Annotated in this window: 14 protein-coding genes; 7 read left to right on the top strand and 7 right to left on the bottom strand. The window is 45.4% G+C overall.

From position 1 onward, the window contains the following. The first annotated feature begins 50 nt into the window (after positions 1 to 50). The gene (locus ABIO93_RS15975; protein ID WP_348069379.1) at positions 51 to 1898 is read left to right on the top strand and encodes a chloride channel protein; all 1848 of its coding nucleotides are present in this window, start codon (positions 51 to 53) and stop codon (positions 1896 to 1898) included. A gap of 374 nt (positions 1899 to 2272) precedes the next feature. Then, positions 2273 to 2707, top strand: coding sequence for a MarR family transcriptional regulator (locus ABIO93_RS15970; protein ID WP_348069377.1), 435 nt, complete (start codon positions 2273 to 2275; stop codon positions 2705 to 2707). A gap of 102 nt (positions 2708 to 2809) precedes the next feature. On the opposite strand, the gene ABIO93_RS15965 is transcribed toward ABIO93_RS15970, so the two are convergent. The 6 genes from ABIO93_RS15965 to ABIO93_RS15940 form a co-directional block, all read right to left on the bottom strand. Then, the gene (locus tag ABIO93_RS15965) at positions 2810 to 3646 is read right to left on the bottom strand and encodes a DUF4097 family beta strand repeat-containing protein (RefSeq protein ID WP_348069375.1); all 837 of its coding nucleotides are present in this window, start codon (positions 3644 to 3646) and stop codon (positions 2810 to 2812) included. A 4-nt stretch (positions 3647 to 3650) separates the two neighbouring features. Then, positions 3651 to 4514 carry a DUF4097 family beta strand repeat-containing protein gene (locus ABIO93_RS15960; RefSeq protein ID WP_348069373.1) on the bottom strand — a complete coding sequence of 288 codons (864 nt, stop codon included), beginning with the start codon at positions 4512 to 4514 and terminating at the stop codon, positions 3651 to 3653. 24 nt (positions 4515 to 4538) lie between these two features. Beyond that, complete coding sequence (locus ABIO93_RS15955; RefSeq protein WP_348069371.1) at positions 4539 to 5378, bottom strand: HEAT repeat domain-containing protein; 840 nt, start codon at positions 5376 to 5378, stop codon at positions 4539 to 4541. Continuing rightward, positions 5365 to 5889 (bottom strand): RNA polymerase sigma factor, encoded by a 525-nt coding sequence (locus ABIO93_RS15950; RefSeq protein WP_348069404.1) that lies wholly within the window; start codon positions 5887 to 5889, stop codon positions 5365 to 5367. The genes ABIO93_RS15955 and ABIO93_RS15950 overlap by 14 nt, the downstream gene beginning before the upstream one ends. Before the next feature lie 163 nt (positions 5890 to 6052). After that, positions 6053 to 7171 carry a hypothetical protein gene (locus ABIO93_RS15945; RefSeq protein WP_348069369.1) on the bottom strand — a complete coding sequence of 373 codons (1119 nt, stop codon included), beginning with the start codon at positions 7169 to 7171 and terminating at the stop codon, positions 6053 to 6055. Positions 7172 to 7227: 56 nt separating this feature from the next. Then, entirely contained in the window at positions 7228 to 9660 is a 2433-nt protein-coding gene (locus tag ABIO93_RS15940; protein WP_348069367.1) for an ABC transporter permease, read from the bottom strand. 261 nt (positions 9661 to 9921) lie between these two features. On the opposite strand from ABIO93_RS15940, the gene ABIO93_RS15935 reads away from it, so the two are divergent. The 5 genes from ABIO93_RS15935 to ABIO93_RS15915 all read left to right on the top strand — a co-directional run bounded on the left by ABIO93_RS15935 (position 9922) and on the right by ABIO93_RS15915 (position 13848). Beyond that, positions 9922 to 10491 carry a Crp/Fnr family transcriptional regulator gene (locus ABIO93_RS15935; RefSeq protein ID WP_348069365.1) on the top strand — a complete coding sequence of 190 codons (570 nt, stop codon included), beginning with the start codon at positions 9922 to 9924 and terminating at the stop codon, positions 10489 to 10491. Positions 10492 to 10567: 76 nt separating this feature from the next. Continuing rightward, positions 10568 to 11227, top strand: coding sequence for a hypothetical protein (locus tag ABIO93_RS15930; RefSeq protein WP_348069364.1), 660 nt, complete (start codon positions 10568 to 10570; stop codon positions 11225 to 11227). A 65-nt stretch (positions 11228 to 11292) separates the two neighbouring features. Then, positions 11293 to 12195 (top strand): AraC family transcriptional regulator, encoded by a 903-nt coding sequence (locus ABIO93_RS15925; RefSeq protein ID WP_348069362.1) that lies wholly within the window; start codon positions 11293 to 11295, stop codon positions 12193 to 12195. An 85-nt stretch (positions 12196 to 12280) separates the two neighbouring features. Beyond that, the gene (locus tag ABIO93_RS15920; RefSeq protein ID WP_348069360.1) at positions 12281 to 13135 is read left to right on the top strand and encodes an oxidoreductase; all 855 of its coding nucleotides are present in this window, start codon (positions 12281 to 12283) and stop codon (positions 13133 to 13135) included. Positions 13136 to 13164: 29 nt separating this feature from the next. Then, positions 13165 to 13848 carry an NAD-dependent epimerase/dehydratase family protein gene (locus ABIO93_RS15915; RefSeq protein ID WP_348069359.1) on the top strand — a complete coding sequence of 228 codons (684 nt, stop codon included), beginning with the start codon at positions 13165 to 13167 and terminating at the stop codon, positions 13846 to 13848. 9 nt (positions 13849 to 13857) lie between these two features. Here ABIO93_RS15915 and ABIO93_RS15910 read toward each other — a convergent pair whose 3' ends face one another. After that, the gene (locus ABIO93_RS15910; protein WP_348069357.1) at positions 13858 to 14493 is read right to left on the bottom strand and encodes a hypothetical protein; all 636 of its coding nucleotides are present in this window, start codon (positions 14491 to 14493) and stop codon (positions 13858 to 13860) included. Positions 14494 to 14726: the final 233 nt, after the last annotated feature.

Raw genomic sequence — 14726 nt, 5'->3', positions numbered from 1 at the left:
TTTTCTGAAATGTTCAACATGGTAAGCCGGCCGGTTCAAAATGACTGATTGTGAATAAAAGCAGTGTCAAGAAATTCTATAATTTTTTAAAGTTCAGAAGGGACTTCACGAGATATAGCCTCAATAAGGCCAGGAGCTACGAAATCGTTTTGTTCTGGCTCAAAAACGTACTGACAAGGTCACAGTTTCTGATCCTTTCCGGTATCCTGGTCGGGACAACGTGCGGCCTGGCCGGCGTGTTGTTGAAATCCCTGGTGCATTACATTCACTACGTGATCACTTATAAAGTACATTTTGAAGAGCAGATACTATTCTACGTTCTGTTCCCTTTTCTGGGCATTGTGATTACCACGTTGGTCGTCATTTTTATTTTCAAAGGGCAGGATAAAAAAGGAATTCCGGTTATTTTATATGAGATCGCGCAGAATTCCAGTGTGGTATCATCCGTCAAAATGTATTCGCAGATTGTCCAAAGTGCTATCACAGTGGGCCTGGGAGGGTCAGCGGGACTGGAAAGTCCTATCGCAGTGACCGGCGCAGCTATCGGTTCCAACTTCGCGCAGACCTACAAGCTGGACTACCGCGAACGCACATTACTATTGGCTGCGGGTGCAACGGCGGGCATAGCTTCTGCATTCAATGCGCCTATTGCCGGTATGATGTTCGCTTTCGAAATTCTGCTGACGGGCGTAGTTTTCTCAGATTTTATTCCGCTCGTCGTATCGGCGGTTTGTGGAAGCCTTATTTCCAAGGTGCTGTTAAAAGAGGACGTTCTTTTTCAGTTCAAAACCCGAAATCCTTTCGACTATCACAACATTCCGTACTACCTCGTGCTGGGTATTTTGTGCGGATTGTACGCCCGGTATTTTGTGTTGATCGCAAGGTATGTAGACCAGTTTTTTCACAACATCAAAATCACCCGGATACAAAAGGCAATGCTTGGCGGGGCAATACTTTCGGTACTCTGCGTGCTGTACCCTCCACTATTTGGCGAAGGATATGATACCATCAAAGCGATCACGAACGGGCAGATTCATACGGTCATTGAGAACAGCTTTTTCGGTTTCATCGGCTATCGCGAATGGGTGGTAGTGGTGTTTGTAATCGTGATCTGTTTGCTCAAAGCATTCTCCGCTTCCATTACCATTTTCAGTGGCGGGAACGGCGGGAATTTTGCACCATCGCTTGTGGCGGGCGGCTCGCTCGGGTATGCGTTTGCGCTGCTTTGTGTGCAGGCTGGTATCTCGGATGTCCCTGTCAATAATCTCGTGATTGTAGGAATGGCGGGGGTCATGAGCGGCGTTCTGTACGCTCCGCTAACCGCCATTTTCCTGATCGCCGAATCCACGTCGGGCTACGATTTATTCATTCCGCTCATGCTGGTTTCGGTCATATCATTTCTAATGGCAAAGTGGTTTTCGCCAATCTCTCCGGACTTGCAAAAGCTAGCTGGGGAAGGTAAGATCTTCACCCGTGAACACGACAGAAACCTACTCTCCCTGCTGCAAATCCTCGACCTGATTGATAAAGATATTCAAACGATCCAGGTCAACGCCGGACGGGACGAACTGGCAGAACTGGTACGTACCGGCAAACGAAATATGATCGCGGTCGTGGATGAAAATAAGCGACTGGCGGGGATCATTTCCATGGACGATATTCGTCCGTTGTTATTTAACCCGGAGGTGTATGATATGCTCAAAGTAAGCAGCCTGATGAAGGTGCCAACCACCGTGATCAGCGACTTTGACAGCGTGGTAAGTGTGGTCAAAAAGTTCGATGAAACGGGTGCGTGGAATCTTCCGGTCGTAAAGGTTTCGGGAGAATTCGTCGGGTTCATTTCCAAATCCGGCGTGCTGAATAGCTACCGCCAATTGCTCCGTGCCCATTCCGGGTAATGCGGGTTATTAGGTTACATCCCTACGAGATTTTGAACACAAATCATCCGAACATTTGCTACCAAGGTCACATCGCAACGCGATTTTTTTGATGTGGTTTGAAACGGTGCCGCAGTCAATTGATATGGATGAAAACCGCAGTTGTTATGTCGTATGGAAATGCCGTACGCATGTAACATTGGTAGCAATGTGCCATCATTTCAATTCTGCCCAAATTCCGTCAGGCATGTAACATCATCACGATTCCGCATTTAATTAATTCGATCAAAAATATATAACCATTTATTATACAATCAATTAAAACCATTATATATTTGCATAATACTTGACTAATCAAGTATATATCAACTATTAATCAAATATATTTCAACCTTATGTCAACTATATCCACATCCCTTAAACTCTTTTTAAACCTAACCATGATCCAGGCTTTAACTGCGAAACGCTTTGATTCCCGGCTGAGCAGCCACGGCATCAGCCTCAATGAATTCATGATTTTGTTTCACCTGGCAGAGGCACCCGACGAAAAATTACGCCGCACCGACCTTGCCGAAAAGATTGGTTTAACAGCCTCGGGCATCACCAGAATGCTCACACCATTGGAAAAATTAGGCATGGTAAAACGAGAGGCGAACAGCCGGGACGCCCGGGTGTCCTACGTTAAACTGGCTAACTCCGGGAAGAAGATCTTGACCGAATCCATCGCCACCGCGGAGGCAACCACCGAGCAGATTCTTGCATCAGTTAAATCAAAAAAGTTGGAAGAGCTGTCTCAAATGCTCATAGAACTAGGCGGGACAATCGTGTAGAATGGTGTGGCGGAAAATTTAAATCCTGTACGCAAAAGAAAACCCACTGCTACCCGAAGGTAGTTAGTGGGTTTTTAGATTTTCGGGGTACTAATGTGAAATCTATTTCGTCTTTCTCACATAAATATTGCCGTTCATATTCTTCATCATAATCTCCCCGCCGCCGCCGTTGACCTTACCTTTTACCCAGTCTTCGATGGACACTTTATACATGCCGTCCTTGCCTGAACGTGTAGCCTGCGGCTGGCTTTTATCCACGTCCACATCGAAGTCAGAGTAAATTTCGCCACGGTCGGATTTGAGTTTTACGTCAAACTTGGCCGCTGGCGGAAGGGTCACGTCCACGTTACCATTCAATGTCGAGAATGCCATGGGTGACTTGGAATCGATGCCCAGAAAGTTCGCTTTCAACGTACCATTTACCGTGTTGGCCACCACGCTTCCCGACACATTCGAAAGCGTGATATTACCATTGACATTCGTGATTTCCAGCTCGCCATTTACGTTGTCAATAATGATGTCCCCATTGTTGATCGTACCGACCCGCAGCGTGAATTTCTGCGGTACTTTAATGTTCAGGTTAATGGTTTTGTTCACGAACTTCGTGCTTACTTTTACGACATTATTTTCTTCGGTAGCAGTCAGGTCGAGACCTGCTCCGGGTGGAACGATCCGCTTCATTCCGGCTGCCTGCTCATCCTTTTTTTTACTTTCTCCTTCACTTCCTTTTACTACGGCATCAATCACAACCTGGTTGCCCGTATAGCCTGTCACATGTATGGTACCGTTGATCAAATTTACTTTTAAAGAACCCGGTTTAGCAGGATCGGTCAGCGGTATAGTGAGTTGCTCTTTGGCGTCGGACTGGGCCCATGATGGAGCCGCACCCAAAGTTAGCGCGATGGAAAGAGCAAGGGTTGAAATCAGATTGGTTTTCATTTTACTATGATTGTTTTTTAAGATAAATATTTCCATTAAATGTTTCGAACTTGTAGGTAGGGCCACCTTTTCCTATTCGGATAGAGGTTTCCGTACTGAGCTTGTAAACGGTCTTGGCACTTTGGTTTTCGGAGTTTTTGATCACGCGCACCGGCAGCGATTCTACATTGGGGAAATCCGTATAGAAGTTACCATTGAAAGTTTTGAACTGGCAGTCCACCGACAGCGCAGCAGGGTAGCTGATCTTAATGTCCCCATTTAATGTCTGAAAATCCGATTCTCCGGGAGGTAGCGTCACATAGTTCACTTCCACATTACCATTGATCGTCTTGGCCTTTGCAGCGCCTTTGGCATTCACGATTTTGATCGCGCCGTTCACATTATGCACGTTGAGTAAGCCGGTCACGTCGTTCACGTTCACATCGCCGCCATTCACTGTCGATATGCTCAGATTAAGAGCGTAGGGGACTTTCACTGTAAAATTCAATTCAAAATGATATTGGATCTTCGGGCCGTCCCAGTTTCGCTTGCCCCTGTTCGGGCGCGAGTCGTATGGATTGGCAATGTAAGCCGTGATGCTATCGGATTGCTGATCGAATTCCAGTTTGAATTCTTGCTTTCCTTGTTCGAGGTACTCTTTGGTTTTGGCGGATATTGTTTTGTCAATTTCCAGCACCACTTTATCTCCGGCATAACCCTCTACTTTGATGAACCCATTGATATTATAAATGGCCAATGTGTTGGAGCCAGCGTTTTGTGTCAATTTGAATTCTTTGCTGACATGCTCCTTGAATTCAAGTTTTTGCGCGGGGGCCTGGGTACAGCAAAGCACTGCTCCCGCCAATAAGGGGATTGCAAAATATTTCATAGCTAAGTATTGGATTATGGTTGTTTAAGAGAGATCCTTGATAGATTGCTCGATCTTGGTTTTTACCAAATCATCGATTCCATCTTTTCTAAGCATTTTTTTGAGCGCTTTCACCGAACTTTTTTCCTGCAATTTCACCATCACATCGGCCAGCGCAACCTGTACCATCGGAGAGTCCTGCACAGCCAGTGATTTGACGAGTTGTTCCCTTACCGTCGGTTTTGCGGCAAATTGTGTGAGTGCTTCGAGGGTCACCAGCCGCACATTCACATTAGGATCATTGTTTAAGGTAGTAAAAAGCGCTTCTATCACGCGTTCATCTGCATCGGTTATTTCCGTGGTGTAACCCACCGCCCGAAGTCTCTCCGTGGCCGAAGGATTTTCGATCAGCGACAACATCATGGTGCTTTTCATATCCTCAACCTGGGTGGCCAATGTTTCTATTTGTTGCTGGTATGCGGTTGCAGACACGTTGCTGCGGCTTGTTTTGTTACCAATTACCCAGCCGAGTCCAACCAGTAAAAGACTGAATGCCACCTGTACGGTCCATTGTGGCAAAACAAACTCCCTGAGTTTCAAAATCATCTCTTGCAACGAGAATGGCCGGCTCTTTTCCTCAGCAGTTTTGAAATCATCCAGCATGGCGTAGAAGTTGACACGCATACTTTCCTTTGGCTCCGGCACTTTGATCTTTGCGAGGCTGTCCCAAAGCACTCTGGCAGAAGCAAATTCCTCCTGGCACTCGGGGCATTGCGACAGGTGTTTTTCCACAACCATCCGCTCTGCGTTGCTCAGTCGGCTATTGAGCCAATTCGTTAATTGATCTTTTGCATGTTCGCAACTCATTTGCTTATCTTCTTTCATTGGTAAAAAACATTTTCTTCAACTCGCCCAATGCTCTGTGAACACGTACTTTCACTGTTCCCTCGTTGATATTCAGCACTTTTGCAATTTCGTCGTACTTCATATCCTGGAATCTGCTCAAAATCAAGACCTCGCGGTACTCTTCGCTGAGGCCGGACATGGCTTTATGCAAAAAGTCCTTATCCTGTTGTTTTTCGAGTCCTTCATCTGCCAATGTCCCGCCACCCAGCTTATCCGCGAATTCATTGACATCATAATGGTTAACAGACCGGTTTTGCTTGACAGAATCATTTAGCACATTTCGGGCTAAATGATACATCCACGTCCTGAATTCACCCTCACCAGTAAACGAATGTTTGTATTTGAGCATCCGGTAAAACACATTCTGAACCAGGTCCTCGCTTGCATTCGCTTGATGTGTCATGTGGTAAAAGAATGCAAACAACGGCCGGTTGTACCGCTCAAAGAGCAACCCCATCTTATCCAGATCCCCGTCTTTGACACGGAGCATGAGCGAATTATCTGTGAGTGAGTTCAAAAGGGGTTTCTCTTTTTTGGTGATTCTGACGTGGTAACCTGAGGAATTGCAAAAGGTTACAGGAATTTAAAAATATTTTTTTTTTTTCAATTTTCCGAAGTCGCATTTTGGCCTGGAAACTGATCATAGGAGCACATCAGCGCAGAATGCTGATTGAATTGGAATACATCTGAAAATGACAGCCCGGCGCCTTGTCCTGAATGACACGTTCTGCCATTCTGCTAAGAAAGCTGTCCCGCTCGGCAAGTGGCTTTTTCGTTTGTGCCTCCCAGTATTTTTCTTCCGGAATATCAATGACGACGATTGCATTACCACCGCCAAACTCCCAATAGAATTCCATCGAAAGGTCCTTTTCCGCATAGTAGATCGTTCCGCCACGGCCGTCCTGCGTGTACTCAGCCACTGGGCCAAATTTCAACGCCAGGTCTCGTTTGAAACTTTTTATATCAACGCCATTTTCTATCTCAACACCATTTGAATCAAAAAGCCTGTGCTCTTTATCATTTTGGATCATCGTAACATTACCCGGCGGATGTACGTAATTGGCGTAAGGCTTAGGCTTTTCGATCGGTCTGATTGTTATTTTTGGCGGAATGATTATAACAGGGGCCGGTAATAAATGGCATTCCTGATTTTTGATCGCCAGCTCCACATTACGCGGCGGATTCTCGTAAGATGCCTCAGGAAAACTTTCAATAAACTTGATAAACCGTATCTGATGTGTCCAGCCATCGGGCCAGGCAGCTTCTATCGTATAAAAACCAGGCTTGTAGGAGAGGGTATCCAGTAGTACCATTGTGCCGCCACTCAAATGATCCCTTACTTTCACGTTTTCAATCAACTCGCCGGTCACATTGTTGATCAGCCTGTACGCACCCGCATCGTATGCATATTTGGGCATATGAAACATGAGCTGCTGGCAGTCCGGGTAATGGATGACGCGTATATGTGTCGGCAGTATATCGCCTGCGTTTTCCGGTGCTGCGGCCGGTGCTGCACCAGTTTCATAAAAGTTCGACAGCTTTGTCAGCAGACATTTCCCGTAGTGGGAGCCGGTCTCTTCGTCCTTGCCAGCAATTTTTTTCACTGATTTTAATGGCAAAATACCCGGCAATCCATTCCCGATATCAGGAACGGAATAGCCGGATACATTGGCATTTGACGCATCCTGAACCACAGCATCTTCCACTTCCAGAATATTTCCTTTCTGAAAAATGTGACAATGCTTTGTGATTTTTAGCCGGACGGTTTTCAATGTCAGTTAATCGTTATAGACATACAAGCTTGCAAGATAGCAACTTACGGCATGATTTATTCCGAGCGAAGCGATTTCACAGGATTCATTAATGCTGCTTTTATTGATTGGAATGAAACTGTAAACAGCGCCACGGCAATGGACAACAATCCTGACAGGGCGAACACCCACCAAGCAATGTCAATTTTATAAGCAAAATCCTGCAACCAGCGGCCCATCATCCACCAGGAAACGGGGAGCGCAATGACAATAGCAATGCTGACCAGTTTCAGAAAATCCTTCGAAAGTAACGCTACGATTCCGGCAACTGAGGCTCCCAAAACTTTACGTACACCAATTTCCTTCGTGCGTTGTTCGGCAGTGAATGTAGCCAGTCCGAACAGTCCCAGACACGCCACGAAAATGGTCAATCCGGCAAACAGTCCCAGTATCTGACCTGTTTTTTGTTCCGCCTTGTAGGTTTCGTTATATCGCGCATCCAGGAATGTGTAGGAGAATGGCAGGTCGGGTTTGAAGCTGTTCCATTGTTTTTCCATGGTGGCTAGCAGTCCGGTAACCTCCTTGTTTTTGGTCTTAATGATCATCCAGCCATTATTCTGCGTCAGTGTCATCACTAGCGGAGAAATAGGTTCGTGGAGCGATTTGAAGTGGAAATCCTTCACGATTCCGATCACACGAAATGTAGCGGTACTACCACTATTGTCGCGCCGGGATACCGTTTTGTTGATCGCGTCATTTTTCCATCCCAATGTCTTCGCTGCGGTTTCATTCAGAATAATGGCCGTTGAATCGGTACCAAAATCTTTGGAAAAATTACGTCCTTCCTTCATTTGCATTCCCAAAGTCGCCATGTATTCATAATCCACTTCGTACCGTAATGTCTTGACCAGCTGAGAAGTATTGTTTTCCGGCGAAATCATAAAGTTGTTGTTGCCGGAAGGACCTGCCGGTACATATCCTGACAAACTGATATGGCTAACCCGTGAATCGCGCAACAGTTCTTCACGGTATACCTCCTGGTTTTTACCCAAAGCCCAGGCCGGCACGACCAGTACCTGATCTTTGTCGTAACCGAGTTTTTTGTTTTGGATAAATTTCAATTGCTGGTAAACCACCGCAGTACCGACCATTAATGTAATGGAAATGAAGAATTGAAATACAACCAGTGTGCTTCTCAAACCGATCGTCCGGCCGGAAGAACTTAGCTTAATGACAGCAGAACCGCCTTTTAATACAGAAATCGGTTTGAAAGAAGACAAAAAGAACGCAGGGTAGCTGCCCGCAAAAACGCCTACAAATAGTCCGAACAACACCAGCGCTGGGATCAATGCGGGAAGCGCGTCCAGGTGAAGCCCCAGATTTTTGCCCGAAATGTTATTCAGTAACGGCAGCGAAATCAAGCAGATCAATGTACCGAGGATCAATGCAATGCCGGTCAGTAAAATGGATTCCATCAAAAACTGCCCGACCAGCTCGATCTTCTCTGAGCCCATTACTTTTCTGACGCCCACTTCACGGGCTCTTTTTGAGGAGCCTGCGGTAGACAAATTCATGAAATTAATGCAGGCAATCAGCAGCATAATGATCGCTATCGCACCAAAAATGTACACATATTGCAGATCGCCATTGGTACCAAGGTCATATTGAAAAGTCGAATGCAGGTGAATGTCCGTGAATGGCTGTAAGTAAAGTCCGATATCATTTCCTTTTTTGCGGAATTCATCCAAAGTCATTCCAAGTCCCTGTTTCAATTGCGGACCCATATATTTGGCGACCGTTTGCGGCAGTTTGGCTTCGAGGCGTTTGTAGTCGTAACCTTTTTGAAGAACGAGGTAGGTGAAAAATTCCGAAACCATCCAGGATGTCGATTTCGCTTCCTGCAAAGTGGACATGGATGCCAGCAGATCGTAGCGGAAATGTGAATTGGCAGGCATATCTTTCATGATGCCAGTCACTTTATAATTGGCCTTCCATTCCTTCATGTTTAGTATTTTGCCAATAGGATCCTGCTTGCCAAAATATTTTTCAGCAGCTGTCTCGCTGATTACCACTGAATTGGGGTCTAAAAGCACCGTTTTTGGATTTCCCTGAATGAGTGGAAATGTAAAAACATTCAGAAAATTGGAGTCAACAAACGCAAGCCGGTCATCTGTGAAAAGCTTTTCGCCAATCAGGATCAGCGGGTTGCCACCCTGCCGCAGACGTGTGGCTTCTTCTACTTCGGGGTAATCGGCTTTGAGGGTAGTGGCAGTTGGAGGCATTACATGGGCCTCGTTCATGATCCCACCTTGCATAATGCCTTTGAAAAAGACGCGTACGATGCGGTCGCCTTTGGTATGAAAACGGTCGAAACTGAGCTCGTCGAGCACATATAAGCTGATGAGCATACAGGAGGCCAGCCCGATCGCCAGTCCTGAAATATTGATCGCAGAAAACGCGCGATTGCGGACCAGGTTCCGCCAGGCAATTTTGAAATAGTTTCGTATCATGTCAGAGTAGGATTTGGCAGTCAAAAATTGAATAAAGTTTCATGGCTAATAAACGGTACATGGTATAACATAGTTCTTTGTATAAAATATATGCCAAATTACTAAAATATGTCTTATCAGGCGTTTAAAGCGAGTCGGGTTTCTGCGGTTGTCCATAATCGAACACTTTTTGTACGGAAATGACCGTCCCGTCACCGTCCATGCACCATTTAGTTTTGCCGAAACATGAATAGGACATATCTTTGATCATTCCCAAACACCATGACAGAACTCGAACAATACCTGCAAACGTATTTTGAATTTGACCAGACCGATCTGACCAGGGTGGCGTCTTTTTTCAAACCAGAAATCGTCAAAAAGGGGGAGTACTACCTGAAAACCGGCAAGGCCTGCAACAAACTGAGTTTTATACAGTCTGGAATGCTGCGGGTCTTTGTTCACCTGGAAGACAGGGAGGTTACCCAATGGATTTCCACCAAAGGATACTTTATTAGCGACCTGGCCAGCCTGGTATTTGGCAAACCTTCGCGCTGGAACATTCAGGCGCTGGCGGACACTACCTTATATACCATTGAAAAATCGGACTACGACAGGCTGGGGGATTATGTTCCCAAATGGCCGGTTACTGAAAAGCTGTTCATAGCGCATTGCTTCTGCACACTAGAAGACCGCGTTTTTTCTTTCCTGTCTATGACTGCCGAGCAGCGTTACAACATTCTGTTTGATTCTAATCGCGAGCTGTTCAATCAGGTGCCGCTGCAGTACATTGCTTCCATGCTCGGTATGACGCCCGAAACTATCAGCCGGATACGCCGGAAACAGCTGATCTGATTTTCTTGATCTAGGTCAAGTGGCTTTGAAAACGTGGGTGATACTTTTACAGAGTCATTAATCAACCAGCTTTTATATGTTTTTAGGTCACTATGGTTTAGCATTCGGAGTGAAAAAAGTAGCTCCCCGGGTTTCGTTGTTAACCCTTTTTGTTGCCGTCGAATTTGTGGATATTCTCTGGCCGTTTTTGCTGCTGTTCAATGTGGAGCAGGTCAAAATACATCCTGGTTTCACCGAAGTAACACCTTTTGAATTTGTTCATTATCCTTTCACACATAGCCTCATGATGGGGGTGGTGTGGGGAATGGTTGCGGGGGTAGTATATTGGTTTTTCAAAAAAGACAGCAGAAGCGCATTAATAGTAGGGTTGGCAGTACTGAGCCATTGGTTTCTTGATTTCGTAGTGCACACCGCCGACTTGCCATTAACGCTTTTTGGAGACACGAAAGTAGGGTTAGGGCTTTGGAATTCCCTCAGTCTCACACTTTTGGTAGAAGGTATTCTGTTTTTTGCAGGTGTTTACATCTATGCTACCAGTACCAAAGCATTGAATAGCAAAGGCAAATGGGGATTGTGGAGCCTGGTTGCATTCTTTGTAACAGCGAATCTTTACAACATGTTTGGCCCGCCGCCGGAAGATTCCATTCCTGTACTTTTCGTTTCCTTCGCTGTATTGCAAGTCATTGTTCTCGGACTCGCACATTTAACAGATAAAAACAGAACGGCATTACCATAACCTGCAAAAAGCATTATTTCAAACTGCTGCTCACATTGTCTGTTTGAATTTCGTAACTTTGTTTTATGGCTGCAACTGAAACACTTGAAGAATTTTACCGGCACAAGCTGAACTGGCTACCAGACAACCTGCAACAGGACATGGGTCATTTCAATGTTTTCAATATGGAAAATGTGGTCGGGCCCAATGCCGTGCCGATCAAATATACACGTCGGGATTTCTATAAAATCGCGCTGATCAGAGGAAAGAACATTTATCATTATGCCGACAAGAGCCTTGAAGTGGACGGTTCGACATTGATGTTCTTTAACCCGCAGGTTCCCTACACCTGGGAATCTGGCTGTGGCGTAGGGAGTGGCTATTTCTGCATTTTCAAAGAAGGTTTTTTTGTTGAAAAAATGCGTGGGAATGTGAGTGATCTGCCGATGTTTGCGGCAGGTGGAAAGCCTGCCTACATTCTTTCCGAGACCCAGGATGAGAACCTGAGCAGCATTTTTGAAAAAATGCTGGAAGAAATCGAGTCCGATTATCCCTACAAATACGATCTGATCAGAAACTATGTGACGGAGCTGATCCATAGTGCATTGAAAATGCAGCCATCGGAGTCATTGTATCAGCATCCTAACGCCAACTCGCGCATTACTTCGGTTTTTACTGAATTATTGGAGCGTCAGTTTCCCATTGAATCACCCTCTCAGCGTTTCAGTTTACGATCAGCCAATGATTTTGCTGAACAGCTTTCGGTACACGTCAACCACCTGAACCGCGCGATCCGCGAAACCACCGGTAAGACCACAACTACGCACATTTCGGAACGGATTGCCAATGAGGCGATTGCGTTACTGAGACATACTAACTGGAATATTTCAGAAATCAGTTACAGTCTGGGTTTTGAAGAACCGGCCCATTTCAACAATTTTTTCAAGAAACAGACCAGTCAAACACCAGGTTCGTACCGGATTGTTTGAATTTCGCAAGTATCTGTTTGAACCCCGCAATAATCTTCATTCGCTTGTCACCTAATTTTGTTTTGTTAATTAATCAAACAAAAAAATGGAAAACAAGAAAGTATGGTTTGTTACAGGTGCTTCTAAAGGCCTGGGACTTACATTGGTTCAAAAATTACTGGCGAACGGTATGCAAGTTGCTGCTACTTCCAGAAATATCGACGATCTGAAACAAGCAGTCGGAACAAACAATGAATTATTTTTACCGCTCGCTGCTGATCTCAAAAGCGAGGCAAGCGTGCAGGATGCAATCGAAAAAACGGTAGCTACTTTCGGACAGGTAGATATCATTGTCAACAATGCTGGCTACGGCCTCACAGGCAGTATCGAAGAATTGACGGACAAGGAAACACGTGATAATTTCGACATTAATGTGTTCGGTTCGCTCAATGTTATACGCAAGGCATTGCCTTACCTGCGGGCGCAGCAGTCGGGCCACATTTTCAACATTTCCTCCATCGGCGGTTTTTACGGAGATTTTCCGGGTTTTGCGATTTACTGTGCTACCAAGTTCGCAGTAGTCGGTTTTTCTGAATCGCTGGCGGCAGAAGTGAAGCCATTTGGCATCAAAGTAACCGTCGTACAGCCCGGTTACTTCCGCACCAGTTTCCTCTCATCCGGCTCATTGGGCGTTCCCAAAAATGAAATTGCTGAGTATAAGGAGGTTCGGGAAGTTCAGCGGGCGCATCAGGAAGACATCAATGGAGCACAGGCCGGTGATCCTGAAAAAGCGGCTGACGCATTGATTCAGATCGCATTGGAAGCAAATCCTCCATTCAACCTGTTCCTGGGACAGGATGCATTTGATCTGGCAAATGCCAAAATTCAGGCTGTACAGCGCGATTTGGAGAGATGGAAGGATCTGAGCGTTTCTACTGGCTTTGAAACTGAAAATGCGTAAATAGCATAAGCATTAAAACAGACATGAAAATGGCTCTCAACGTTAAAATTAAGGCGATTGTCACGGGGGTGACGGGTATGGTAGGGGAAGGCGTACTGCACGAATGTCTGCAACATCCTGACGTAGAATCGGTCCTGATCATCAACAGAAAGCCATCGGGCATCATGCATCCCAAACTCAAAGAAATCATTCACCCTGATTTTTTCGACCTTTCGCCCATTGAAAGTCAGTTATCGGGCTATAATGCCTGCTATTTCTGTCTGGGCGTATCTTCTGTTGGGATGAAGGAGCCTGAGTATACCAAGATGACCTACACGCTGACCATGCATGTCGCGGGAGTTCTGAGCAAGCAAAATCCTGATATGACATTCTGCTACGTGTCCGGCGCAGGCACTGACAGCACTGAAAAAGGAAGCTCGATGTGGGCCAGAGTGAAAGGAAAAACAGAGAATGATCTGATGAAACTGCCTTTTGCTCAGGTATTTGCATTCAGACCGGGATATCTTCACCCGACACCTGGTTTGAAAAATGTATTGACATTATATAAGTACATTGGTTGGGTTTATCCACTTCTCAAAAAGCTTTTTCCAAAAACCGGTACATTGCTCAGCGAGCTGGGGCAGGCGATGATCAATGTGACGAAGTACGGTTATGATAAAAAAATATTGGAAGTCGGCGACATTGAAACCGTCGCTGACCGTCAATATGTATAATAAAGGCTGTTACTTCATTTTGACATAGGAAAAAGCATTGCCTTTTAGCAACGGATGCTCGCCGGTGAGGCCATCCGCGCTGACTGACAAAGCTACATTCTCCACAAAAATTTCGACGATCCAGGGTTCTATTTTAAACTCGAAATAGTTATCGTCGGTTTTGACTGGGAATGAAGAGTACCTTTCCGGCGCGAAGTTGAAAAAGAGTTCAATGGCGCTCGTTTTGGTTTTTGGAATCTGGTAAATGCCTTCCTGATTCATTTTACCGTATTTTTCACCATCTTTTGTTTTAAGCAAGGCTTCGAAATGAGGCAGTATCTGAGTATTCTGATCCATTATTTTGACGGTCGTGAAACTGTCGGCCTCCATTTTACTGCTGACCAGAGAAAAGTCAGCCTCCGGTCTGATGCGGCTGTTAAGAACGACCTTACCCTGATCCAGTACCCATTTCCCGGTTCCCTGCCGGTCCATTGCACCGTACGAAAAGAAAATTTCAAAGGTATGATCAGGTTTAAGAAGAATGGCCGAGGCCGTTTCCATAACACCTTGCAGATGATACTCACCGGCGATCGTATCGGTGGCGCTTTGGCCAAACAGCGCATGCGAAATGGAAAGAAACAGAAGTGCGGGTAGCAGTTTCATCATAGATTCATGTTAAAGTGTATAGCTAAAAACGGTTTGTAATCGGGCAAAAGCAGAAAGTGATATGCAGAGGAAATTTAATTAAAAATTAGCAGTTATACATGCCTTTTCTTATTAAAAGGTAATCATTCTGAATGCCTTAGAAAACAGAGAAGCCGGAGTCAATGACATGACTCCGGCTTCTCTGTTTTATATATTAATGCTTCTTATGCGCAAGCTCTCGTCTCGACCCAGCT

This window comes from Dyadobacter sp. (assembly GCF_039919315.1).
GTDB lineage: Bacteria > Bacteroidota > Bacteroidia > Cytophagales > Spirosomataceae > Dyadobacter.
This window is presented reverse-complemented; position numbering and strand designations above follow the sequence as displayed.